This is a genomic window from Pseudomonas sp. 01L34 (assembly GCF_056400265.1).
Genome location: NZ_JBFTSX010000002.1, coordinates 455151 through 479296, shown reverse-complemented (window position 1 = coordinate 479296; position 24146 = coordinate 455151). Strand labels below are relative to the sequence as shown.

The window sequence follows — 24146 nt, the reverse complement described above, 5'->3', positions numbered from 1 at the left end:
TGCAGGCTTCGCCAGCTTGTGCCGGGCGCTTTTAAAATCGCGCAAGGAAGTTCATTCTGCTGCAACATTTCACACGGGACGTCTGAATATGAGCCTTTTGGTCGCGCAATGGATTGCTGCAATCTTTCTGGTCATCAGCCTGATCCACCTGTATTGGGCGGCGGGTGGCAAGTGGGGTAGCGAGGCGGTGGTACCGAGCGTACCCGGGGAGGGCGGTGAGGCATCAAGGCCGGCGTTCAAGCCATCGGGCTTTGGCACGCTGCTGGTGGCGGTGGGTTTGCTGCTGATTGCGATGCTGGTGTGCTTGCGGGTCGGACTGTATCTGCCCACGGTGCATCACTGGTCGTTGCAATGGGTGATTAGCGCGATTGCGCTGCTGATGTTCGCTCGGGCGATCGGCGATTCGAATCTGGTGGGGTTCTTCAAGCAGGTCAAGGATTCGAAGTTTGCCCGGCTCGACACTTGGGCGTATTCGCCGTTGTGCTTGGTGTTGGGGGCCGGGTTGCTGGCAGTGGCCTGGATCTGAGGGGGGGCGGTCAATCGCTTTCGCGAGCAAGCCCGCGAAGAGACCCCGCCAATCAACACAAATCCCTGAACTAACTCCCGGGTTCCGTGCGCCGACTACTCACTTCCGCCGGCACATCATCCCCCGCCATGCGCTTGCGGAACAGCGCCGCCCGGGCCAGCAGCAGCGTGGTCACCGGCATCGTGATCGATAACAGAATCGGAATCAGCCAGGCATGCAACACCGGCCCCGACTTGAGCGCCGAAAAGTAAATGATCGAAGCCAGAGCCACACACCACGCGCCCAAAGTCGAGGCCAGCGCCGGTGGGTGCATGCGCTGGAAGTAATCCTTCATCCGCAGCAGCCCGACCGCGCCGATCAGTGCAAACAGACTGCTGAGCACCAGCAGAATCGCCACCGGAATTTCCACCCACAAAGACAGTTCAGCGTTCATTCGATCACCTCGCCACGCAACAGGAATTTGGCCAGGGCAAACGAGCCGACGAAGCCGAACAGGGCGATCAGCAGCGCCGCCTCGAAGTAAGTGTCACTGGCATAACGAATGCCCAGCGCGAGCATCATCAGCATGGCGATGATGTACAGGTAATCCAGGGCCAGAACCCGGTCCTGGGCTGACGGGCCCTTGAACAGGCGGATCAGGGTCAGAATCATCGCCAGCGAAAAGATGAACAGACTCAGCAGGATCGCGTTCGACAGCAATTCGCTCATTCGAAGATCTCCATCAAGGGGCGCTCGTAGGTCGCCTTGAAGTGCTGGATGAATTGGTTTTCGTCATCCAGATCGAAAACGTGCAGCAACAGAATGCTGCGATCCAGCGCCAGTTCCGACCAGACCGTGCCGGGAATCACCGTGCAGATGATCGACAGCGCCGCCAGACCGTTGGCATCGCGCAAGTCCAGCGGCACCTTGATGAACCGCGAGCGAGGCGCACGCCGCCCGGCATTGAGCACGCCCCAGGCCACGGCGAGGTTGGACACCAGCACATCGCGCCCGACCAGCAAGAACAAACGCAAAATCACCCCGGGGCGACGAATGCGGATCGGCAACGGCCGCAGCTTGCGCATCATCAGTGGGGCACAGAGGCCCAATACCGCGCCCAACAGCACATTGCCGGGGCTCATCGACAGGTTCAACAGCAGCCACAGCAGCCACAAGGACAGTGACAACCACGGCGCAGGAAACAGACGCTTCATGGTTGCACCTCCACCAGTGCTGCCCTGGCTTCAGGGCTCGGCACCGCACGGGTGCCGAGCACCGCCATCACGTATTGCTGAGGGTTATTCAATGCTTGAGCGGCGGCCTGGGTGTAGCGCAACAGCGGTTCAGCCTTGAACGTCAGCGCAATGCTCAGCCCCAGCAGAACCATGATCGGCACGCATTCCAGACGACGCAGCAAGGGCGATGGCCGCTCTTGTGGGGTCCAGAAACGCTGGATACCCACACGCGAGAAAGCGATCAACGAGGCCAATCCGGACAGGATCAACAACGCCAGCAACCCCCACGCGCCGTTCGATACCGGCTCGTCGCTGCCATGACCCAGGCCCAGCGGGTTGAGCAGGGCGCTGAGCAGGCTGAGTTTGCCGATAAAACCGGAGAGCGGCGGCATGCCGATAATTAATAAAGCGCAGGCGATGAAGCTCAGGCCGAGGAAGGCCATGGTCCAGGGAATCACCTGACCGACCACGGCTTTCTGGTCGTCATCGAGGTTGAAGCCTTTGGGCGGCTGCAAGGATTCCAGGGGCCGTGGCAGCAGCTCGCCGTCATCGTCCAGTGGCATTTCGTTGGCCGAACGCGAACGCTCGATCAACTCCGCCAGCAGGAACAGCGCGCTCAAGGCCAGGGTCGAGCTGACCAGGTAAAACAGCGCCGCGCCGATCAGGTTCGGCTGGGCGAAACCGATGGCCGACAACAAAATGCCTGCCGACACCAGGATGCTCAGGCTGGCCATGCGCTCCAGGCGTTGCGCGGCGAGGATCGCCACGGCGGCGCAGACGATGGTCGCCATGCCGCCGTAGATCAGCCAGTCGCCGCCGAAGTACGCGGAGGCCCCGGCCTGGCCGGAGAACAGCAGCGTCCACAGGCGTAGCAGGGTGTAGACGCCGACCTTGGTCATGATCGCGAACATCGCCGCTACCGGCGCGCTGGCCGCGGAGTACGCCGGCACCAGCCAGAAGTTCAGCGGCCACATACCAGCCTTGGCCAGGAACGCCACTGCCAGAATCGCCGCGCCGGCATGCAGCAGGCCGCGATCGGCTTCCGGCACCAGCGGGATTTTCAGCGCCAGGTCGGCCATGTTCAGCGTGCCGGTGACGCCGTAAATCAGCGCCGCGCCAATCAGGAACAGCGACGAGGCCAGCAGGTTGATCGAGATGTAATGCAACCCCGACGACACCCGCGGCCGGCCCGAACCGTGCAACATCAGCCCGTAAGAGGCGGCGAGCAGCACTTCGAAAAACACGAACAGGTTGAACAGGTCCGCCGTGAGGAAGGCGCCGTACAGGCCCATCAACTGAATCTGGAACAGTGCGTGGAAACTCGAACCGGCGCCGTCCCAGCGGGCCATGGCGAACAGCAGGGCGCTGACGCCGATGATCCCGGTCAGCACCAGCATCAACGCCGACAGGCGATCGACGACCAGCACGATACCGAACGGCGCCTGCCAGTTGCCCGGCAGGTACACGCCGATGGAGCCGGGCACACCGGTGGTCTGCGTCCATTGCAGCAGCATTACGGCAATGCCCAGTCCCAGCAGGCTGGAGAACAGGTTGATCTTGGCCTTTAGCGGGCGGTGTTTCTCGCCCAGCATCAGCATCATGGCGGCGGTCAGCAGCGGCAGCAGAATCGGTGCAACGATCAGGTGAGTCATCGCCATCATTCTTTAGGCTCCCGGCCATCCACATGGTCGGTGCCAGTCAGGCCCCGGGAGGCGAGCAGCACCACCAGGAACAGCGCGGTCATGGCGAAACTGATGACGATTGCGGTCAACACCAGCGCCTGCGGCAGCGGGTCGGTGTAGTGCAGCAAATCCTGAGGCACGCCGTCCTTGATGTTCGGCTCCTTGCCGATGAACAGGCTGCCCATGCTGAAGATGAACAGGTTGACGCCATAGGACAGCAGGCACAGGCCCATGACCACCTGGAACGTCCGTGGCCGCAGGATCAGCCATACGCCGGACGCGGCCAGCACACCGATGGCGATTGCGATGACTTCTTCCATCAGATGGCTCCTTGGGTGACAACGGATTTGGCCGCGGGCCTGATTTGCGCGCTGGTTTTATGACCGCGTACCGATTGGTGGGCGAGGGCGGTGAGGATCAACAGCGTCGAACCGACCACCACGGCGTACACGCCAATATCGAAGAACAGCGCGCTGGCGATATGAATGTCACCCAGCAGCTGCAGCTCGAAATGCCAGGTGTGGGTGGTCAGGAACGGATACCCGACCGCCATCGCCCCGAGCCCGGTAACGGTGGCGAACAACAGCCCGGTGCCCATCCAGCGCAGCGGCCGCAAGCTCATTTGCGCCTCGACCCACTGGGTACCGGCGACCATGTATTGCAGGATGAACGCCACCGACATCACCAGGCCAGCGACGAAACCGCCGCCCGGCTGGTTGTGCCCGCGCAGGAACAGATAGAAGGAGATCACCAGGGCGATCGGCAACAGCAAGCGCACCAGCACCGCCGGCACCATCATGAAACCGAGCGCGGTGTCGCTGGCGTGGCGCGGGTTGACCAGATCGGTGACCACATCGGGCGCCAGCAGACGCTGTTGGGCCGGCAGTTGCAGGCTTTCTTTCGGAGGGCGGAAGCGTCGCAGCAGGGCGAACACCGCCAGGGCCACGGCCACCAGCACGGTGATTTCGCCGAGGGTGTCGAAGCCACGGAAATCCACCAGCATCACGTTGACCACGTTGCTGCCACCGCCTTCGGGTAGGGCGCGGCTGAGGTAGAACGAAGAAATGTCGTTGGGCGTCTGGCGGGTCAGCATCGCGTAGGACAACAGCGCCATGCCGCCACCGACCGCTGTCGATAGCAGCAAGTCGCGAACCCGCCGTACCCGCGCCTTGCGCAGGCTGCTCGGCAACGGTGACACCTCTTCGATCCGTCGCGGCAACCAGCGCAGGCCGAGCAGGATCAGCACCATGGTCACCACTTCGACCACCAGTTGCGTCAGGGCCAGGTCCGGCGCCGAGAACCAGACGAAGGTCACGCAGGTCATCAGGCCGCAGACACTGACCATGGTCAGGGCCGCTAGCCGGTGATACTTGGCTTGCCACGCCGCGCCGAGGGCACAGGCAATCGCCAGCAGCCAGAGGATCACGAACACGATCGAGCCCGGAATTTTCGCCCGGTCACCCCAGCTCAGGCTGCTGTGCAGCATCGGGATCACCCCGGCCAGTACGGCGGCGAGCACCACCAGAAACAGTTGGGTTTGCAGGCGCCGGGTGCTGATCCGCCGCTCCAGCCGTCGGGCCAGACGCATCATGACCACCAGGCTGCGCTCGAACAGCCGCTTGCCATTGAAACGGCTGATCACCGGCGGGTGCGTGAAGCGTCCTTGCTTGAGTTGATTACGCAGCAACAGGTAAAGCACGATGCCGCCGGACATGGCAATCAGGCTCATGAACATCGGTGCGTTCCAGCCGTGCCAGATCGCCAGGCTGTACTCGGGCAGCGTGCCGCCCACCACCGGCAATGCGGCGGCGGCGAGCAGCGAGCCGACCACTTGAGCGGGGAAAATCCCCACCACCAGACAGGTGAGCACCAGCAACTCCACCGGCGCGCGCATCCAGCGCGGCGGCTCGTGCGGGGTGTGCGGCAGATCGGTGGCGGTCGGGCCGAAGAACACGTCGACGGTGAAGCGCAGGGAGTAGGCGACGCTGAACGTCCCGGCGATGGTCGCGACGATCGGCAGGGTCATCTCGACCCAGGCCGTGGCGTTGATGAACACGGTTTCGGCGAAGAACATCTCTTTCGACAGGAAGCCGTTGAGCAGCGGCACGCCGGCCATGGAGGCGCTGGCAACCATGGCCAGGGTGGCGGTGAACGGGATCAGTTTGACCAGGCCGCTGAGCTTGCGAATGTCCCGGGTGCCGCTTTCGTGGTCGATGATCCCGGCGGCCATGAACAGCGAGGCCTTGAACGTGGCGTGGTTGAGAATGTGGAACACCGCGGCCACGGCGGCCAACGGACTGTTCAGGCCCAGCAGCAGGGTGATCAGGCCCAGGTGGCTGATGGTCGAGTAGGCCAGCAGGCCCTTGAGGTCGTTCTGGAACATCGCGCAGTAAGCGCCGAGCAACAGGGTGCAGGCGCCGGCCCCGCTGACGATGTAGAACCATTCTTCACTGCCGGACAGCGACGGCCACAGGCGCGCGAGCAGGAACACCCCGGCCTTGACCATGGTCGCCGAGTGCAGATACGCCGAGACCGGTGTCGGTGCCGCCATCGCGTGGGGCAACCAGAAGTGGAAGGGAAATTGCGCACTTTTGCTCAGGGCGCCGATCAGGATCAGGGGCAGCAGAATAGGGTAGAGGGCATGCGCGCGAATCAGATCGCCGGCGGCCAGGACCTTGTCCAGGTCATAGCTGCCGACCACATGGCCGAGCAACATGACCCCCGCCAGCAAACACAAACCGCCCGCGCCGGTGACCATCAGTGCCATATAAGCACCCCGTCGCGCATCGGCGCGGTGGTGCCAGTAGCCGATCAACAGGAACGAGAAGAGGCTAGTCAGCTCCCAGAAAAACACGATCTGGATCAGGTTGCCGGAAATCACCAACCCCAGCATGGCGCCCATGAACGCCAGGAAAAACGCAAAGAAGCGCGGCACCGGATCGTCTGGTGACATGTAATAACGGGCGTACAACGAAACCAGCGTGCCGATGCCCAGCACCAGCATCGAGAACAGCCAGGCGAAACCGTCCATGCGCAGCACGAAGTTCAGGCCCAGGCTGGGGAGCCAGAAGAACTCTTCACGGATCACGCCGCCATGGGCGATTTGCGGGTACAAGAGGGCGACCTGGACGGTGCCGATCAAGGCAACCAGACCAGCCAACAGCGATTCGGTATTACGCGCGTTGTGCGGCAGCAAGGCTGCCAGACAGCTGCCGATAAAAGGCAGAAGCAGTAGAACTATCAGGGACATAGGCTTCTAATCTGCGGAAGTTTGTGAAGCATCATACGTGCCAGCTCCCCGATCACCAAACGCCAAGCTGTCGCAGAATCCTACAAGATAGACGCAGAAACCCTGTTTATCATTGTTTCAAAGGAGATCGCGATCGTTCCCACGCGTGGGAACGATCAGTGTTCGGTTTCCTGTACCGAATCTTCTTCGATCTCGGGAACAACTTTCCCCTTGGTCTTCAACTCACTGACAATCACCGCCGCCACAATCAACCCCGCGCCAACCAGCGCAATCGCCGGCAAGCGTTCCCCGGCGAGCCGCCCGGCAATCCCGGCCCACACCGGCTCCCCGGCATAGATCAACGTCGCCCGAGTCGGCGACACACTCTTCTGCGCCCAGTTCATCGCCACCTGGATCGCCGCACTCGCCGCGCCCAGGCCTAAAGCGCTGCACAACAGCAACCATGAGAAATCCGGAATCACTTCCTGGGTCGGCACCACCATCAGGAACGACAGCACCGACGTCACCGCCAATTGCACCACCGTCACCCGCCGCACGTCGACCTGGCCGGCATAGGTGCTGATCAGAATGATTTCCGCGGCAATCGCCACGGCGCTGATCAATGTGGCGATTTCACCGGGGCTGAAATTGAACGAAGCGCCGGAAGGCCCCGACAGCAACATCAACCCGGTAAAGGCCAGCATGATCCCGATGCTCGGCATCAACCCCGGACGACGCCCCAGCACCAGCCATTGCAGCAACGGCACGAACGGCACGTACAGCGCGGTAATAAACGCCGACTGACTGCTGGGAATGCTCTGCAAACCCACGGTCTGCAAGCCATAACCGAGCATGATCGCCACGCCGATAAACGCCCCGGCCTTGAGTTCGAACAGGGTCAGTTCGCGCAGATGGCGCCAGGAGAACAGCGCAACAAGGCTCGCCGCCGCGGCAAAACGCAGGCCGACGAAGAGCATTGGCCCGCTGACGGTCATCGCATGCTGCACCAGCAAAAAGGTCCCGCCCCAGACCATGGTAATCAGCACCAGCACGCACTCGGCCTTGCTGAACCGGGAGAAACGGGGGGAAGTATGAGAAGCGTTCATTGACGTCATGACCTTGCGCGCCATCTGAGGGAGACGCACAATGCGCCCGAAGTTGGGCAGTATACTGCGCAACGCCACCCAGTGAGCAATATAGTGCACAAAGATTCCACCCAACGGGCTTCGGTCCTCCAGCACGTCAGCCTGAACGTGCGACGTCTGCGCCACGCCGCCGACATGAGCCAGAGCGCCCTGGCCGAAAAGTCCGGGGTCAGCCGCCGGATGCTGGTGGCCATCGAGGCCGGCGAGAAGAACGTCAGCCTGACCACCCTCGACCGCGTGGCCGAAGCGCTGGACGTGGCCTTCAGCGACCTGATCCAGGCCCCCGACGCTCGCGACCCGAGCCGCATCAACGAACTGGCCTGGGCCGGTACGATCCCGGGCAGTAAAGCGGTGCTGCTGGCCAAAGCCACCGCCACCCGCGAAGTAGAACTCTGGGAATGGCGCCTGGAACCGGGCGAGCATTACCCCTCGGAGCCGGATGCCGAAGGCTACAGCGAACAGCTTTATGTGTTCGAAGGTTGCCTGACCCTGATGCTTGGCGGTCAGCCGCAGAAAATTGCGGCTGGCGAGTTCTTTATGTTTGCCAGTCATCAACCGCATTCTTATCGCAATGATGGGGACGTGGCGGCGCGGTTTGTGCGTAATGTGGTGATTTGACTGTTTACCGGCTAACACTGGATAAACACTTTGCTGTTTTAAAGCTGCAAGTGTTTCTTGAATAATTATTCAACCTATTGAAATAAAAGAAAATTATATTCAAGTTCGGCTCCTGAGAAACAGTGGGGATGGCATCGAGACGAGCAGGTGAGCTTCCTGATGGCCGAGCAAAATATTAACGTGGCACTCAAGTTCGCTTCACAGGCTAGCGTCCGGTGAGTGACTGACACGGGGCGATCTGTATGACTTCTATTCAGGTAAACATTGACCAGTGAGAACGCCATGACTGACACCCCACGCGGACAGGCGAGCGACGCCATCCGCCACGCTGACATCCTGATCATCGGTGGCGGCCTGAGTGGCGCGATGCTGGCGGCGCAGTTGTTGCGTTTGCCCGGTCAGCGCCGGGTTCTGGTGATCGAGCCGCGGGCAGAACTGGGCCGTGGCGAAGCCTATAGCGCGGTGGAACTGGGGCATACGCTCAATGGCAACGCGGCGCGGATGAGCGTCGACCCGGACAACGCCGATGACCTGACCCAATGGCTGACCGAACACATCGCCGCCGGTGGCTGGCCGGAGTCGGATGAGCAACATGTGCCGGTCAGCGAACTGTTTCCGCCGCGCGGGCTGTTTGGCGTTTATGTGCAGCAGCGTCTTGCTGAAGCGCAGGCGGTGGGCGCATTGAAGGGGGCGCGTGTCGAACATGTGCGGGCCGAGGTGGTGGACCTGGAAACGTTGAGCGATTCGGTGCGGTTGAGCCTGAGTGATGGGCAGCAATTGCAGGGCGCTTACGCAGTGTTGGCGACCGGAATGTTTCCCGCCGCCCGCACGCCGCAGACCGAGTCCAGCGGTTTGAATGCAGCTGCACTCGACCCGTGGGATGTGGCCGCCATGCGTCAACTCGATCCGCAGTCGACGGTGCTGATCATCGGCTCGGGCCTGACCATGGTCGATGCCGTGGTGTCGCTGGAGCAGGCCGGGCATCGTGGGCCGATCGAAGTGTTCTCCCGTCATGGTTTGCTGCCGCATGTGCGCCGACAACCGCCGGCGTGGGTGGATTTTCTCGCCGAGGACCACAGTATTCGCACACCGCGTCAGCTGGTGCGCGAACTGCGCCGGCATTGCCGCGATGCCATCGCTCAGGGCATCGACTGGCAAGCGCCGTTGGATACCGTTCGGGCGCATATCGGGCGGTTGTGGAGTCAGGCGACCGATGTGCAACGCCGGCAATTTGTGCGGCATGTACGGCCATGGTGGGAAAGCCATCACCATCGCTCGCCGCCGCTGAGTGCCGAGTTGGTGGCGCGGCTACACGGGGAAGGGCGGTTGCGGATTCATGCCGCATCGTTCAAGGGGCTCGAGCCTGCGTCGGACGGTGAGGTCAGCATCCGCATTCGTCGTCGTGGTGAGGCGCAAACCTGCGTGGTGCATGGCGCGGCGCTGATCAACTCCAGCGGCATCGAATACGACTGGCGCCGGGTGGCGCGGCCGTTGCCCCAGCAATTGCTCGCTCGCGGGCTGGTACGGCCGGGGCCGTTGGGATTGGGCATTGCCGCCGCGGTTGACGGCGCAGTTTTAAGCGCCGATGGGCAGGTCGCCAGCCGTTTGTTCGCCATGGGGCCGCCGTTGCGCGGCATGTGGTGGGAGAGCACGGCGGTAACTGATGTGGCGAGCCAGGCCAAGTCTCTTGCGGCGCGATTAGTCAGCGATCTGTTGTAGCAGCTGCCGAGCCCGCGAGGCTGCTGCTACGGGCAGGCCAAGTCTCTTGCTCGCGAAGAGGCCAGCCCATCCACCGCAAAATCCACAGTAAGACCAATAAACAGGCGATGTTTAATCGACATCTCCAGATACTCACTCAGGCTACACAGCCTTGCGCCGTTGCCTACGACTACGCCAGAATCCGCCGACTTGTGCGCCTTGAGGCCGGGCTCTATCGTTTCCGGGTCGCTGACGAATCAGCGATCGGGTTTAGCAGCTCGATGAATATCAAGGCACGTCAGTGTCGCCATTCGCGTTATGGCGGCTATGCGTGGGGCACTTCGGTGCGCCGGGTTCCTTGATCCCTGGTCTGCTAACCCGCGTACAGCCGCCACCTTCTTCGTTTAGCAGCGATAGATGTCGGCTCCACTGATCAAGGAGCTTCATTTATGTTCAAACCAACACCAAATCCTCCGGAAACCGACGACGTTTCCCCCCTACGAATCCCTCGATTCAAAAAAACTCCACGAAGCCGCCGACCGCGCCCTCGACCACTACCTCAAACCACCCATCCCCAAAGCCACCAAGCGCAAACCCAGCACCATTTACCATGTGGGTACGAAGGTCGATAACGAAACCCTGCTGGTCAACGCCTGCGAATCCCTGGCGTCAGCGAGCATGATGCTCAGTGAGTTCGCCGGACTGATGGACATGCCACATCGCAATGTGATGTTGGGGATTCAATCGGTGGTCATGCTTGGGGAGTTGGCGGTGAACCGGGTGCTGGATAACCTCGATCCTCAGAACTGAGTGACCCATTGTGGCGAGGGAGCTTGCTCCCGCCGGCCGATCCGCGTCCGGGCGCAGCAGTCGCAAAACCGGCATATGCGGTGTGCCAAAAAAATGCGGTTGCTGGATTTGGGGTCGCTTCGCAACCCAGCGGGAGCAAGCTCCCTCGCCACAGTGGGCTCCACTGACTCAGTCCCCAAAAACAAGAAACCCCGCATCAAGCGGGGTTTCTCATTTCAGGCAGTTCAAACCGGCAACTCAGTAGCGCTGATACTTCGAACCAAACCTACAGGTTTTGCGTCTCAAGCCACTACTTGGTAACACGGCACATACGCCGCGCCACCCGGCAGTTTCATCCGGTGCTGGGCAACGAAGGCTTTGAGCAAATGGTCCAGCGGCTGCAAGACCTCGGCATCACCGCGAATCTGGTACGGCCCGTGTTCTTCGATCAGGCGGATGCCCTTGTCCTTGACGTTGCCGGCGACGATGCCGGAGAACGCGCGGCGCAGGTTGGCGGCCAGTTCGTGGGGCGGCAGGTTGCGGCTCAATTGCAGGTTGGCCATGTTGGCGTGGGTCGGGTCGAACGGGCGCTGGAAGCCTTCGTCGATCTTCAGCAGCCAGTTGAAATGGAACGCGTCGTTGCGCTCGCGGCGGAACTGTTTGACCGCTTTGAGGCCCTGAGTCATCTGCCGCGCCACTTCGGCCGGGTCGTCGATGATGATCTCGTAGTGCTGCTGCGCTTCTTCACCGAGGGTTGCGCCGACGAAGGCGTGCAGTTGCTCCAGATACGGTGCGGCGCTTTTCGGCCCGGTAAGGACCACCGGGAACGGCAGGTCCTGGTTGTCCGGGTGCATCAGGATGCCGAGCAGGTACAGGAATTCCTCGGCCGTGCCCGCGCCACCGGGGAAAATGATGATGCCGTGGCCAACCCGCACGAACGCTTCCAGGCGTTTCTCGATGTCCGGCAGGATCACCAGTTCGTTGACGATCGGGTTCGGCGCCTCGGCGGCGATGATCCCAGGTTCAGTCAAACCGAGGTAGCGACCGCCGTGGATGCGTTGCTTGGCATGGGCGATGGTCGCGCCTTTCATCGGGCCTTTCATCACGCCAGGGCCGCAACCGGTGCAGATGTCCAGGCTGCGCAGGCCGAGTTCGTGGCCGACTTTCTTGGTGTATTTGTATTCTTCGGTGTTGATCGAGTGGCCGCCCCAGCACACCACGATTTTCGGCTCGACGCCGGGGCGCAGGGTGCGGGCGTTGCGCAGCAGGTGGAAGACGTAGTCGCTGATGCCCTGGGAGGTGCTCAGGTCGATGCTCAAGGCGTCGAGTTCGTTTTCGGTGTAGACGATGTCGCGCAGGGCGCTAAAGAGCATTTCACGGGTGCTGGCAATCATTTCGCCATCGACGAAAGCGTCGGCGGGGGCGTTCAGTAGTTCCAGGCGTACGCCACGGTCTTGCTGGTGAATGCGGATTTCGAAGTCTTTGTAGGCTTCCAGGATGGTCTTGGCGTTATCGACGTGGGCGCCGGTATTGAGGATGGCCAGGGCGCACTGGCGGAAGAGGGTGTAGGTGATGCCGGATGATGCTTCGCTCAGTTGCTGCACTTCACGCTGGGAGAGCGTTTCCAGGCTGCCTTTAGGGCTGACCGAGGCGTTGATTACATGTCGTTGGGTCATTCAATGATCCTTAAAACGATGTCACCCGCCAGCAACGGCGCATGGCATCCGAATAGTGTGTATCCATGATGAAGATGGCACGAACTGCGCTGTATCGCCATGCTCCCGTTTGACGATGAAAAGATGAAAAGGAGCTCCAGCATAGCTAAATCCTTCGGGGAGGCGATAATGCCTCGCAGTCTTTTTGTCACAGCGCCTTTTACCATCGATGCAAGGAACCCCGTCGCGATGTTCGAAATCCAGCCAATGAATGCCGAAACCTATCGACGCCAGACGCGGCGCAGCACGGTGATCATCGCCCTGATGTTCCTGGCGCTGGCGATGGTGCTGTCGACGGCGGCGGTGACGTTGTTCGGTGAACCCGGCGGCGATAATCTGCGGTTCAACGTGGGCGGTGTGTTTGCCGCGTTGTTGCTGACGGTGGCGCTGATGCGCGGCAAGTTCTGGAGGCAGGAGTGGATGGCGCCAGCGGTCTATGGTTGGCAGCTCAAGCGCAGCCTGATGAGCGTCACCAACGTCATGCACCAGGTGACGGCGGCGGTGGAGCAGGGCGACCCTGCCGCCATGAAGCTGCTGCGCTTTTATCACTTGGGGCTGAGCCAGATGCACCAGTTGGACGGCAACTCCAGCGATCAAAGTCAGCTGACCCGAGAGATGGACCAGCACAAGGCACGGATGGACGCGTTGGGCATCGAGACCGAACAGAGGCGATTGAATCCGGCCTGGTTTGAGGCGATCAAACAGACGCCGATGTAGCGATTACGATCGCTGGCAATGAGCGTTTTTGTGCAAATCACCTATCGTATCGGTATCGGGTTGTAATGGTTTGAGCGCCGGTCACGGCTGGCTGGCGCTAAAAGGGCGAACGGGAAAATTCGCCATGTCATAAGGGATTCAGGGAGCGTCATGGGGCATCCGTCCGTCAAAGATCGTATTGAACACACCCGGTTCGCCACGCCTTGGGTGCCCGAGCCGGTTGAGACAACGCTCAAGGTTCGATACGCGGTTTCTCTGCTGATTTCGGTGTGCCTGTCCTTGATGGCCATTGTGATCGGTGAAAGCTGGAACTCGCGTCAGTACCATCTGCGTGAGAGCGAAGTGGCGATGTCCAACCTGGCGCAAACCCTGGCCTCGCAGGCGCAGGCATCGATCAAACAGGCCGACACGCTACTGTTCTCCCTGGTGGACCGCCTCGAAATCGATGGCATGCAACCGGAAAAATTTCCCCGACTGCAACGTTTGCTCCAGGCTCAGCGCAGTGAGTTGGTACAGATCCATGGGCTGTTCGTGTTCGATGAAGAAGGACGCTGGCTCGCCAACGCCATTAACGTCATACCGCCCAATGCCAATAATTCCGACCGTGAATATTTCATCTACCACCGTGATCATCCCGACCGCGGCCCTCATATCGGTCCGTCGATAAAAAGTCGCTCGACCGGTGAGTGGATCATGACCGTGTCACGCCGGATCAATCACCCTGATGGCCGGTTTGCCGGCGTGGTGGTGGCTTCGATCTACCTCAAGCATTTCCTGGATTTGTACAACAGCATCGACATGGGCAATAACGGCGTGATCAACCTGATCTCCGATGACGCCACCATCGTCGTTCGGCGCCCGTTCAACGAAGCCGATATCGGCACCAGTGTTGCCAAAGGGCCGCTGTTTACCCAGCTGTTGCCCAAGGGCGATTCCGGTACGGCAACGGTCAGGTCCTTTGTCGACGGGGTGGTGCGGGTCGTGGGGTTTCGACGGGTCGAGGGGTATCCGCTTGTCGTCTTTGCCGGGCTCGACAAGGATGAAGTCCTGGCCAGTTGGCGGCAGGAATCAATATTCAGTGCGGGCATCGTCCTGTTGCTGCTGGGGTTTCTGGGGGCTCTCGGTTATCGCCTGATCCGCCTCATGAAGCAGCAGAATCATATTCAGAACAATCTGTTGGAGACTCAGGACAAACTCATTGAGGTCAACCGCAGCCTGGAGTTGCTGGCGCTGGAGGATGCACTGACCGGGCTTTCCAACCGGCGTCAATTCGACCTGTTCATTCTCGCGGAAATGGGCCGCGCCAGGCGTAGCCAGACCCATCTTGCGCTGTTGATGATCGATGTCGACCACTTCAAGAACTTCAATGATCACTACGGTCATTTGGCGGGCGATGAGTGTTTGCGCAAAATCAGCACGATCATCACCGAAAACATCAAGCGCCCCGGCGATCTCGCGGCTCGCTTCGGTGGTGAGGAGTTTACGGTGGTGCTGCCCGGAACCGACTACGTGGGGGCGTTTCTGGTAGCAGAAAACATCCGCCGTGCGGTTCAGCAGGCCGGCATCAAACACGTTGAGGGTGTGGAGGGCGTGGTCACGGTCAGCGTGGGTGTCTGCGCCTACGACCCGGCCTCGCAAGCCCAGCCCGACGACATTGTCGGCGCCGCGGACAAGGCGCTATATGTGGCCAAGGCCAGTGGCCGGAACATGAGTGTTATCGCCAACTGAGTTCAACCGGACCGGTGGTTACTGCCTGAACGGGTCGGATGCTTCCATTGCCGGAACAGCCGCGCATAGATCAGCACGTTGAGCGCCAACACCACGCTGCCCAGTGCCAGTTGAATCGTGGGCGTCAGCCCGGCCGGGTAAATAATCGGCCACACGTAATGCTCGATAAAACCGCCACCGTAACCGGTTTGCCCGGCCGCGTGGCGCATGCGGTTTTCCCATTCGGTGAGTGGGCACGCCAGGTGGAAGATTTCCACGATCACACCCCATGCAGCGGCGGGCAGGTGCCACCAGATCAGGTGGCGCCATTTGAGCACCAGCAGCCCGCCGAACAGCACGAACAGAATGAACAACAAGTGAGACAGCACCAGCCCGTCGGCGGCGATTCGGTAAAGCATGTCGATTCCCTGACGTGTTGGGTGAATCGCTCCATGGTACTCGGGCTGGACGCTTGTGCTCTATCGATTGCCGCCTTCAAGCGCTGTCAGTACTTCTTTCAAACGCACCGTCGTGCTTTCACTGCTGCGTTGCATTGGCGCTCGCAGCTCGTCGCGGATCAATCCTTCAAGGGCCAGGGCAGTTTTCACCGGGGCGGGATTGGGCTCGATGAACAGGCTGTGGATCAGTGGCAGCAACTGGAAGAAGGTCGTTCGGCCGGCCGCTAAGCGGTTGTCGCGAAGCTGTTGATACAGCGTCACGAACAGCTCGGGATGAACATGGGCCGAGGCGGCAATTGCGCCTTTGGCCCCCAGGCATAGCGCGCCGAAGATCTGATTATCTTCGCCGCACAGCACGTCGACGTTACCGCTGGAGAGCAGTGCCAAGGTGTTGGCTGGGTTGCCGCCGCAGTCCTTGATCGCGACGATCCGCTCATGGGCGACGATCCGGAGCAGGGTCGCCTGCTCGAAGGCTATGCCGGTGCGATAGGGGATGTCGTAGAGAATAATCGGGGCGCTGGACGCATCGGCGACGGTCTTGAAAAAGGCTTCGAGGCCGGCCTGGGAAGGGCGGATGTAGTACGGCGGCGGCACCAGCAAGCCCGCCAGGGGACGCTTCAGGATTTCGCTTTGAAATTGCAGCAACTCGGTGAGGTTGTTGCCGGCCAGGCCCATGACCACGCGTTCTGGCGGAACCTGTTCCAGCACCGCATCGAGCACCGCCAGTTGCTCGTGTTTACCCAGCGCCGCGGCTTCCCCGGTGGTGCCGCAGACCACTATGCCATCGACGCCTTTTTCCAGCAGATGACTGACCAGCCGTCGCAATCCGGCGAAGTCGATCGCGCCATCGTGAAACGGCGTAACGATGGGAACCCAGATACCTTGAAACGATGACATGCACTTTCTCCTGAAGGTTGACCGATTTCGTCACCGTCAGAAGCGTAGAAGGAAGTCAGCAAGAGGAGGGGTGTCCGTCGCGCTCAATGTCCTGTCAGCTCATCTGACGGGACAGCGCGCCCCGGTCACATGAGCGACTGTTTCTTCGATTTAGGGGCGTGCGCAACGCAACCTTGCGCCTTGGCAATCAAGCCAATGACGACAGTGTTGAGGTTGAAGGTTGCGGACATGGTTGCTTACACCCTGAATGAGGCGCCCAGTTTTAAAAGCCGACGGGGTATTTGTCAATCGTGAAGTCGTTGCAAGTGCGCAAGATTGTTCAAGCCATCGGCCATGACTGCTGGCACAGTCTGAAGACTTTTCCTGGTTGTAGAGCGTTATGTCCAACTCATTCATGCCGCGCACTGCATTCCTTCGTGGCGCCGCGGCCATCATGCCGTTGTCCCTGGCGACCGCGCCCTGGGGATTGCTGGCCGGTTCCATGGCCATCGAGGCCAACCTCACGCCCCTGCAAGGCCAGGGGCTGTCGAGCATCGTGTTTGCCGGCGCGGCGCAATTGGTCGCCATCGGCATGCTCAAGGGCGGCGCCGGGGTCTTTTCGATTCTGTTGACCACGCTGCTGCTGACCTCCCAGCATTTGCTGTACGGGATGAGCATGCGTTCGGTGATTTCCCCGTTGCCGGGCCGCTGGCGTATCGGGCTGGGCTTTTTGCTCACCGACGAGTTGTTCGCCCTGACCAGCCAGCATGACAAACAGCAGTTCAATCGCTGGTACGCCCTCGGTGTGGGCCTGACGTTTTACATCGCATGGAACCTCTTCACCCTGGCGGGCATTGTGCTGGGCAGCAGCATTCCGGGCCTTGAACACTTGGGACTGGACTTCTCCATCGCCGCGACCTTTATCGCCTTGATCACGCCGGTGGTGCGCAACGTTCCGACAGTGGTTTGCGTGGCAGTCTCGCTGTTCTGTTCGGTGCTGTTCAGCTATTGGCAATGGGGCTCGGCGCTGGTGCTGTCGGGGTTGGCGGGCATGACGGCGGGCTTTATCTGCAACAAACTCTACGTGGGGCGCACATGATGGTCTGGGCTGTGATTATCGGGATGGGCCTGCTGGTGTTCCTGAACCGCTACGTCTTTCTCGAACCTCGGCTGCCGGTGCGCTTGAGCAGCAATGCCCGGCAGTTCCTCGGTTTCGCGGTGCCGGGCATGCTCACCGCGATCTGCGGGCCGATTGTGTTCATGCCCGACAAACAGTTGAACCTGCAGTGGGACAACCCCTACCTGATCAGTTCGCTGGTGGCCGTGGGCCTGGTGCTTTACACCCGCAATACTCTGCTCAGCATGTTGTTGAGCATGGGCTTTTTCTTTTTGCTGCGCTGGTGGCTCTGAGTCGTCCGAGGCGAAACTGTTCTACGCTTAACGGATGATCCCTTGAGGACGGGAGGTGGGCATGGCCACTGAACCAAAGCGTCCGGACCTGGATGATGAGACCGATGAACCGACAGAGGAAGAAATCGAGCGGCAGAAGCGTTCGACGCCGGACTGGAAGCACCCCGACGACGGCAAAGAGCTGTCGGACCGCGACCAGGAACACCCGCTGAAGCCCTGATCGGTTTGCACATCCCCAAAGCCCCGCCAATAGATGGCGGGGCTTTTTAGTTTTTGTAGTTTGTAATGCAATCACCTGGGGAGCAGGCGCTGGAACCAAACACTGTGTACCCTTATCCAACCTCGGCTCGCAGCGATTGGCGGGCCGGTCGAAGGATGAATGGGCGAGGGGTTTTTGCCATTAAACGTGACGGTCGCAAGGTCTGGCCCAAGGCAAAACATGAAGCAGTTGATCAAGGTTCTATCCGTATTCGCCATCGCTGTCGGCCTGTTTGGCTGCATCGCCGCGCCCATTGAAATGACGCCGCAGACGCAACAGCGTCTGCAAGCGCAGGCGCCGATCCGCTTTCTGCTGACCTTCGACGACGGGCCCAGCGCGTCCGGTTTTTACAACCCGACCGCCACTGTACTCGACAGCCTGGCGCACAATCCGCTGCAACCGGACATCAAAGCCGTGTTCTTCGTGCAGACCCGAGCCTCGGGCGCCGGCGGCAGTGACGTGGGGCGCCAACTCATGCGGCGCGAACAGGCCGAAGGGCATCTACTGGGCTTCCACACGGCCACTCCCCACCACACCAACCATCGCTCCCTGGAGCCGGAGCAACTGGAGCAATCGCTGACCAACGGCAGCGCAGACATCGCCGCGATCACTGGCGCCTCGCCGATCCTGGTGCGTCCGCCGTTCTGGAATTATGACAAGCGCACTTTCGCGGCCTATCAGCAGCACGGCATGCATGTACTGCTGACCGACCTGAGCGCCAATGACGGCAAGATCTGGGGCTTCAACGCCAGCCCTCGGCGGCGGGCCAATATGCTGCGGCAGCTGTCCGAAGTCCGCGAGCGCATAGCCCTTGGCGAGTTGCCGACGGTGGATGGGGTGATTCCGGTGGTGGTGACCTTTCACGACCTCAACCGCTACACCGCCCGGCATGCCCGCGAATACCTGCAAATCCTCCTCGACAGTGCCAACGCCACCGGTCTGGCCACGGCGCAGAAGCCGTTTTACGACGACACGGCAGCGCTACAGCGGGCGGCCATGGCGCGCACCGTCAAGCAGAGTTCCGAGCCTGTTCGTTTGCCGGGGATCTGGAATTGGATATGGGATGGGGATGCTCACTGAACCCGCTGGCGCATTGCGCAAGCTGGACTAATCTCAGTGGATCCAATCGGAAAACCGTCCATGGAGGGGCGTCTGTCATGGTTTCAATTGAGCAGCTTTGCCAGATTGTCGAGTCCGGTTTCAAGCCGCTCTCCTGCGAATGCACCGTGAACCATGATGAAACCTTGCGGATCAAGGTTTTCGATCAGAGCACCGGGCGGATTGAGTTGTTGATCACCGGCGTATCCCCCGACAAACTGATCAGTGTTCGCGATATTTCCAACCTGATTGGCGAACTTCGTACAGAAATGCGTGCCGGTCGCCGAGCGTTCGCCGGTGTCGTGGCCTAACCGCGACTTCTTGTAGCAGCTGCCGAAGGCTGCGTTCGGCTGCGTAGCAGTCGTAAAATCGGAGATCGCGATACATCAGGCAGACCGCATTAGCCGGATTCACGACCGCTACGCAGCCTCGCTGGGGCTCGACAGCTGCTACGGATTGCATTTACGGCTCAACTGTCGCGCGGCAGCAGTTCATCAATCATCTGTAAGCAATGATTCAACCCCGGCGACACATCGCCCACGCGCCTGCTGAGAATAATCGGCGAGATCGCGTTGTCTTCCAGCACTGGAGTGAAGCCAATGTCGTCGCGGTGCAGCAACTGCACCGAGGCCGGTACCAGCGTCACCCCGATTCCCGCCCCCACCAGACCAATCGCCGTTTGCAGCTCGTTGGTCCATTGCGCCACCTTGATGTGCACGCCACTGGCTTCGAACAATGCGATCACGTGGTCGGCGTAACTCGGGCGCGGGTTGCCGGGATAGAGCACAAAGGGTTCCTTGGCCAGTTCCCGAAGGCTGATGGGCCTGGCGAGGAGCGGGTGGCCGGCGGGGAGGGCGGCCACCAGTCGGTCTTCGGTGAGCACGGTCTGCAGAATGGCCGGGTCGTCGATGCGGATGCGCCCGAAGCCGATATCGATACGCCCGGCCTTGAGCGCCTGCACCTGTTGCAACGTGGTCATTTCCGAGAGCCCCAATTCCAGCGCCAGAGGCTCGCCGCTGCGCAACCGGCGAATCAGTTCCGGCAGCACGCCATAGAGGGTCGAGGGCGCAAAGCCGATGCCCAGCCAGGTCTTTTCGCCCAGGCCGATCCGCCGCGTGTTGTCGCAGACCTTGCCCAGTTGTTCGAGCAGGGCGGTGGAGTGTTCATGGAAAAAACGCCCGGCGTCGGTCAACTTCAACGGTCGGCCGCGCTCCAGCAGCAGTACCCCGAGTTCGTCTTCCAGCTGCTGGATCTGCCGGCTCAGCGGCGGTTGGGCGATGTGCAGCAGTTCGGCGGCGCGGGTGAAGTTGAGGGTTTGAGCCAGCACCTGAAAATATCGCAGGTGACGCAGTTCCATGGGGCCTCCGGACGTCGATCTGTTAAATACCTTTAAGGTATCGAGTCAGACCAATTCTATATTGGCTTCCCGAAAAAAGCCGTACCAGAATCGGTTCCAGAACTTTAAGAACCTGACGGGTATCGCGACATGCTTGCAACAGCCATTGAATCGATCGAGACGATCATCGTCGATCTGCCGACCATTCGCCCACACAAGCTGGCGATGCACACCATGCAGAACCAGACTCTGGTGATCATTCGGGTGCGCTGTGCCGATGGCATTGAAGGTATCGGTGAGTCGACCACCATTGGCGGCCTGGCCTACGGCAACGAAAGCCCGGACAGTATCAAGACCAACATCGACAAACACTTCGCGCCACTGCTGATCGGCCAGGACTGCGGCAATGTGAATGCCGCGATGTTGCGCCTGGAGCGCAGCATTCGTGGCAACACCTTCGCCAAATCGGGTATCGAAAGCGCCTTGCTCGACGCCCAGGGCAAGCGCCTTGGCCTGCCGGTCAGCGAACTGTTGGGTGGACGGGTTCGCGATGCATTGCCGGTGGCCTGGACCCTGGCCAGCGGCGACACCGCCAAGGACATTGCCGAAGCGGAAAAAATGCTCGACCTGCGCCGCCACCGGATCTTCAAACTGAAAATCGGCGCCGGCGAGGTCAACCGCGACCTGGCTCACGTCATTGCGATCAAAAAGGCCCTGGGCGATCGCGCCAGCGTGCGGGTCGATGTCAATCAGGCCTGGGACGAAGCAGTCGCTCTGCGGGCCTGCCGGATCCTCGGCACCAACGGCATCGACCTGATCGAACAACCGATCTCGCGCAATAACCGCGCCGGGATGGTGCGCCTGAATGCCATGAGCCCGGCGCCGATCATGGCCGATGAATCCATCGAATGCGTGGAAGATGCCTTTAACCTGGCACGGGAAGGCGCCGCTTCGGTGTTCGCTCTGAAAATCGCCAAGAACGGTGGCCCGCGCGCCGTGCTGCGAACCGCCGCGATTGCCGAGGCGGCCGGTATCGGCCTGTACGGCGGCACCATGCTCGAAGGCGGAATCGGCACGCTGGCCTCGGCCCATGCCTTTGTCACACTGAATACCTTGAGCTGGGATACCGAATTGTTCGGCCCGCTGCTGCTGACCGAAGACATCCTCAGCGAGCCATTGGTCTACCGCGATTTTCAACTGCACGTCCCGTCAACACCGGGGCTGGGCCTGGTTCTGGATGAAGAACGCCTGGCGTTTTTCCGTCGGGACAAAAGTTCCACTGTCGTTCATCAAGCCTGAGGAGGGCATCATGCTGTTTCACGTAAAAATGACCGTGAATTTACCGGTCGACATGAACCCGGAGCGCGCCGCTCAGCTCAAGGCCGACGAGAAAGCCCTGGCCCAGCGCCTGCAAGAGCAAGGCAAGTGGCGTCATCTGTGGCGCATTGCCGGGCTCTATGCCAATTACAGCGTGTTCGATGTCGACAGCGTTCAGGAACTGCACGACCTACTGATGCAATTGCCGCTGTACCCGTACATGGCGATCGAGGTCAACGCGCTGTGCCGGCATCCTTCTTCCATTCGCGAGGATGACCGCTGAATCCAGCCTGTTCAGTTCGCTACGCTAATAATTACAAGATGAGGATCCACCATGAACGTCAAGATTTCCCACACCGCCAGTGTCCAGAAGTTTCTCGAAGAAGCCAGCGGCCTGCTCAATGAAGCCGGCGATCCGCGGGTCAAAGCGCTGGTTTACCGCATCCTGCGTGATTCGGTGAACATCATCGAAGACCTGGCCGTGACCCCGGAAGAATTCTGGAAAGCCGTCAATTACCTCAACGTGCTGGGCGCGCGGCAGGAGGCCGGTCTGTTGGTTGCCGGGCTCGGTCTTGAGCATTACCTCGACCTGTTGATGGATGCCGAAGACGAGCAGGCCGGCAAATCCGGCGGCACCCCGCGAACCATCGAGGGGCCGCTGTATGTGGCGGGTGCGCCGCTGTCGCAAGGCGAAGCGCGTCTCGATGACGGCGTCGATCCGGGTGTGACTCTGTTCATGCAGGGCCGGGTGTTCAACACCGCCGGCGAACCGCTGGCCGGGGCGGTGGTGGATGTCTGGCACGCCAACACCGGCGGCACCTATTCGTACTTCGACACCACCCAGTCCGAGTTCAACCTGCGTCGCCGGATCGTCACCGATGCCGAGGGCCGTTATCGCTTCCGTAGCATCGTGCCGTCGGGCTACGGCTGCCCGCCGGATGGTCCGACCCAGCAACTGCTCAATCAACTGGGACGTCATGGCCAGCGGCCGGCGCACATTCACTTCTTCATTTCGGCACCGGATCATCGTCACCTGACCACCCAGATCAACCTCGATGGCGATCAGTACCTGCATGACGATTTCGCCTACGCCACCCGTGACGAACTGATCGCCAAAATCACCTTCAGCGACGATCCGCAGCGTGCGGCGGCTCATGGCGTGAGTGGTCGTTTTGCCGAAATCGATTTCGACTTCACCCTGCAGTCGTCCGCCCAGCCTGAGGAGCAGCAACGCCACGAACGGGTCCGCGCACTCGAGGACTGATACCTCTCGAGCAGCCGAACCGGGCCACGAGATAACCGACCGTTTATCTCGTGGCCTTCTGTGTTTCGGGCAGGACACTAGAATGGCGGCGCCACTGATAACAACAATGAGAGTGAACCGATGATGCAAGCGCAATTGTTGAGTCATCGCAGCAGAATCTTCGACCATGCCGACCCGTATGCAGTGTCGGGCTACGTCAATCAGCATGTCGGCAACCATTGCCTGCAGATGCCCAGGGCCGGCCGACCGCTGGCCAGCCTCGATCATCGCACGTTCGCCAGCCTCGACCTGTGCCGCATCAGTTATGGCGCCAGCGTGCGGGTTACCTCTGGCGCGCTCGACAGCATCTATCACTTGCAAGTGTTGTTGCGCGGCAATTGTCTGTGGCGTGGCCACGGTCAGGAACATTACTTCGCGCCCGGGGAGTTGCTGCTGATCAACCCGGACGATCCGGTGGATCTGACCTATTCCAGTGATTGCGAAAAATTCATCCTGAAAGTCCCCACCCGGCTGTTGGAGTCGGTGTGCGAGGAGCAGCGCTGGCGGTATCCGGGGCAGGGCGTGCGGTTTCTGGAAAACCGTTATCAGCTCAATCAACTGGAAGGTTTCGTCGGCCTGCTGGCGATGATTTGCCAGGAAGCCGAGGCATCCGAGCCGATTCCTCGCGTGCAGGAGCACTATGCGCAAATCGTGGTCAGCAAGATGCTCGGCCTGATGAAAACCAACGTCATGCGCACCGATCCCGGCTCAGCCTCGGCCACGTTCGAGGCGCTGGTCGATTACATCGCCTGCAACCTCAAGCAAGACATCGACAGCGAAGAACTGGCGCGCCAGGCGCGGATGAGCCTGCGTTCGCTGTATGGGCTGTTCGAACGCAATGCGGGGGACACGCCGAAAAACTACATCCGGCAGAAGAAGCTCGAGCGCATTCACGCCAACCTGAGCGACCCGACCTGCAACGTGCGCAACGTCACGGAGGTGGCCATGGATTACGGCTTCCTGCACCTGGGCCGGTTCTCCGACAGCTACCGCAAACAGTTCGGCGAATTGCCTTCCGACACCCTCAAGCGCCGTCACTGAGATCAATG

General features: G+C 60.8%; 25 protein-coding genes and 1 pseudogene. 15 read left to right on the top strand and 11 right to left on the bottom strand.

The window, feature by feature from the left end:
- Positions 1-88: 88 nt before the first annotated feature.
- Positions 89-526 (top strand): DUF3995 domain-containing protein, encoded by a 438-nt coding sequence (locus AC1DQM_RS06650; protein ID WP_138867232.1) that lies wholly within the window; start codon positions 89-91, stop codon positions 524-526.
- Positions 527-596: 70 nt separating this feature from the next.
- On the opposite strand, the gene AC1DQM_RS06645 is transcribed toward AC1DQM_RS06650, so the two are convergent.
- The 7 genes from AC1DQM_RS06645 to AC1DQM_RS06615 all read right to left on the bottom strand — a co-directional run bounded on the left by AC1DQM_RS06645 (position 597) and on the right by AC1DQM_RS06615 (position 7856).
- Positions 597-959 (bottom strand): Na+/H+ antiporter subunit G, encoded by a 363-nt coding sequence (locus AC1DQM_RS06645; protein ID WP_018928015.1) that lies wholly within the window; start codon positions 957-959, stop codon positions 597-599.
- Positions 956-1234 carry a K+/H+ antiporter subunit F gene (locus tag AC1DQM_RS06640; protein WP_007935991.1) on the bottom strand — a complete coding sequence of 93 codons (279 nt, stop codon included), beginning with the start codon at positions 1232-1234 and terminating at the stop codon, positions 956-958. Before AC1DQM_RS06640 ends, AC1DQM_RS06645 begins: the two co-directional genes overlap by 4 nt.
- Positions 1231-1719, bottom strand: coding sequence for a Na+/H+ antiporter subunit E (locus tag AC1DQM_RS06635; protein ID WP_018928014.1), 489 nt, complete (start codon positions 1717-1719; stop codon positions 1231-1233). The genes AC1DQM_RS06640 and AC1DQM_RS06635 overlap by 4 nt, the downstream gene beginning before the upstream one ends.
- Positions 1716-3401 carry a monovalent cation/H+ antiporter subunit D gene (locus tag AC1DQM_RS06630; protein WP_111453830.1) on the bottom strand — a complete coding sequence of 562 codons (1686 nt, stop codon included), beginning with the start codon at positions 3399-3401 and terminating at the stop codon, positions 1716-1718. The genes AC1DQM_RS06635 and AC1DQM_RS06630 overlap by 4 nt, the downstream gene beginning before the upstream one ends.
- The gene (locus AC1DQM_RS06625) at positions 3398-3742 is read right to left on the bottom strand and encodes a Na+/H+ antiporter subunit C (RefSeq protein ID WP_007935994.1); all 345 of its coding nucleotides are present in this window, start codon (positions 3740-3742) and stop codon (positions 3398-3400) included. Before AC1DQM_RS06625 ends, AC1DQM_RS06630 begins: the two co-directional genes overlap by 4 nt.
- Positions 3742-6672, bottom strand: a complete 2931-nt coding sequence (locus AC1DQM_RS06620) for a monovalent cation/H+ antiporter subunit A (protein ID WP_192379420.1) — start codon at positions 6670-6672, stop codon at positions 3742-3744. The genes AC1DQM_RS06625 and AC1DQM_RS06620 overlap by 1 nt, the downstream gene beginning before the upstream one ends.
- Before the next feature lie 155 nt (positions 6673-6827).
- The gene (locus tag AC1DQM_RS06615) at positions 6828-7856 is read right to left on the bottom strand and encodes a DMT family transporter (protein ID WP_138867234.1); all 1029 of its coding nucleotides are present in this window, start codon (positions 7854-7856) and stop codon (positions 6828-6830) included.
- Between AC1DQM_RS06615 and AC1DQM_RS06610 the strand changes: the two genes are divergently transcribed.
- The 3 genes and pseudogenes from AC1DQM_RS06610 to AC1DQM_RS06600 all read left to right on the top strand — a co-directional run bounded on the left by AC1DQM_RS06610 (position 7851) and on the right by AC1DQM_RS06600 (position 10922).
- Positions 7851-8414 (top strand): helix-turn-helix domain-containing protein, encoded by a 564-nt coding sequence (locus tag AC1DQM_RS06610; protein ID WP_018928010.1) that lies wholly within the window; start codon positions 7851-7853, stop codon positions 8412-8414. The genes AC1DQM_RS06615 and AC1DQM_RS06610 overlap by 6 nt on opposite strands.
- Before the next feature lie 282 nt (positions 8415-8696).
- Positions 8697-10133, top strand: a complete 1437-nt coding sequence (locus AC1DQM_RS06605; RefSeq protein WP_138867235.1) for an FAD/NAD(P)-binding protein — start codon at positions 8697-8699, stop codon at positions 10131-10133.
- Between the two features lie 428 nt (positions 10134-10561).
- Positions 10562-10922 (top strand): annotated as a pseudogene (locus AC1DQM_RS06600) (DUF6124 family protein).
- Between the two features lie 281 nt (positions 10923-11203).
- On the opposite strand, the gene ppnN reads toward AC1DQM_RS06600, so the two are convergent.
- The gene (gene ppnN / locus AC1DQM_RS06595) at positions 11204-12577 is read right to left on the bottom strand and encodes a nucleotide 5'-monophosphate nucleosidase PpnN (RefSeq protein WP_018928007.1); all 1374 of its coding nucleotides are present in this window, start codon (positions 12575-12577) and stop codon (positions 11204-11206) included.
- A 228-nt stretch (positions 12578-12805) separates the two neighbouring features.
- Between ppnN and AC1DQM_RS06590 the strand changes: the two genes are divergently transcribed.
- Together AC1DQM_RS06590 and AC1DQM_RS06585 are read left to right on the top strand one after the other, a co-directional pair.
- Positions 12806-13333 carry a DUF3087 domain-containing protein gene (locus tag AC1DQM_RS06590; RefSeq protein WP_138867236.1) on the top strand — a complete coding sequence of 176 codons (528 nt, stop codon included), beginning with the start codon at positions 12806-12808 and terminating at the stop codon, positions 13331-13333.
- Between the two features lie 150 nt (positions 13334-13483).
- Positions 13484-15061 carry a sensor domain-containing diguanylate cyclase gene (locus tag AC1DQM_RS06585; protein ID WP_111453836.1) on the top strand — a complete coding sequence of 526 codons (1578 nt, stop codon included), beginning with the start codon at positions 13484-13486 and terminating at the stop codon, positions 15059-15061.
- Positions 15062-15063: 2 nt separating this feature from the next.
- On the opposite strand, the gene AC1DQM_RS06580 is transcribed toward AC1DQM_RS06585, so the two are convergent.
- Both AC1DQM_RS06580 and dapA read right to left on the bottom strand, forming a co-directional pair.
- A complete protein-coding gene (locus AC1DQM_RS06580; RefSeq protein ID WP_111453837.1) occupies positions 15064-15459 on the bottom strand; it encodes a DUF2784 domain-containing protein in 396 nt (131 codons plus the stop codon).
- A 60-nt stretch (positions 15460-15519) separates the two neighbouring features.
- Entirely contained in the window at positions 15520-16395 is an 876-nt protein-coding gene (dapA, locus tag AC1DQM_RS06575; RefSeq protein ID WP_138867237.1) for a 4-hydroxy-tetrahydrodipicolinate synthase, read from the bottom strand.
- Positions 16396-16774: 379 nt separating this feature from the next.
- Here dapA and AC1DQM_RS06570 point away from each other — a divergent pair, with 379 nt between their 5' ends.
- The 5 genes from AC1DQM_RS06570 to AC1DQM_RS06550 all read left to right on the top strand — a co-directional run bounded on the left by AC1DQM_RS06570 (position 16775) and on the right by AC1DQM_RS06550 (position 19452).
- Positions 16775-17473, top strand: a complete 699-nt coding sequence (locus AC1DQM_RS06570) for an AzlC family ABC transporter permease (protein WP_018928001.1) — start codon at positions 16775-16777, stop codon at positions 17471-17473.
- The gene (locus AC1DQM_RS06565; RefSeq protein WP_162830927.1) at positions 17473-17784 is read left to right on the top strand and encodes an AzlD domain-containing protein; all 312 of its coding nucleotides are present in this window, start codon (positions 17473-17475) and stop codon (positions 17782-17784) included. Before AC1DQM_RS06570 ends, AC1DQM_RS06565 begins: the two co-directional genes overlap by 1 nt.
- A gap of 61 nt (positions 17785-17845) precedes the next feature.
- Positions 17846-18004: a hypothetical protein gene (locus AC1DQM_RS06560; RefSeq protein WP_018927999.1), complete on the top strand. Its 159-nt coding sequence runs from the start codon at positions 17846-17848 to the stop codon at positions 18002-18004.
- Positions 18005-18223: 219 nt separating this feature from the next.
- Positions 18224-19123, top strand: a complete 900-nt coding sequence (locus AC1DQM_RS06555) for a polysaccharide deacetylase family protein (RefSeq protein WP_018927998.1) — start codon at positions 18224-18226, stop codon at positions 19121-19123.
- Between the two features lie 77 nt (positions 19124-19200).
- On the top strand, positions 19201-19452 hold the full coding sequence (locus AC1DQM_RS06550; protein ID WP_018927997.1) for a DUF1652 domain-containing protein: 252 nt from the start codon (positions 19201-19203) through the stop codon (positions 19450-19452).
- A 158-nt stretch (positions 19453-19610) separates the two neighbouring features.
- On the opposite strand, the gene AC1DQM_RS06545 is transcribed toward AC1DQM_RS06550, so the two are convergent.
- On the bottom strand, positions 19611-20498 hold the full coding sequence (locus tag AC1DQM_RS06545; RefSeq protein ID WP_111453841.1) for a LysR family transcriptional regulator: 888 nt from the start codon (positions 20496-20498) through the stop codon (positions 19611-19613).
- Positions 20499-20627: 129 nt separating this feature from the next.
- On the opposite strand from AC1DQM_RS06545, the gene AC1DQM_RS06540 reads away from it, so the two are divergent.
- The 4 genes from AC1DQM_RS06540 (at position 20628) to AC1DQM_RS06525 (ending at position 24138) form a co-directional block, all read left to right on the top strand.
- Positions 20628-21776: a muconate cycloisomerase family protein gene (locus AC1DQM_RS06540; protein WP_111453842.1), complete on the top strand. Its 1149-nt coding sequence runs from the start codon at positions 20628-20630 to the stop codon at positions 21774-21776.
- A 10-nt stretch (positions 21777-21786) separates the two neighbouring features.
- Complete coding sequence (gene catC, locus AC1DQM_RS06535) at positions 21787-22077, top strand: muconolactone Delta-isomerase (protein WP_007936026.1); 291 nt, start codon at positions 21787-21789, stop codon at positions 22075-22077.
- 51 nt (positions 22078-22128) lie between these two features.
- Positions 22129-23058 (top strand): catechol 1,2-dioxygenase, encoded by a 930-nt coding sequence (catA, locus tag AC1DQM_RS06530; protein WP_018927994.1) that lies wholly within the window; start codon positions 22129-22131, stop codon positions 23056-23058.
- A 120-nt stretch (positions 23059-23178) separates the two neighbouring features.
- Positions 23179-24138, top strand: a complete 960-nt coding sequence (locus AC1DQM_RS06525) for an AraC family transcriptional regulator (protein WP_064617050.1) — start codon at positions 23179-23181, stop codon at positions 24136-24138.
- The last annotated feature ends 8 nt before the right edge of the window (positions 24139-24146 follow it).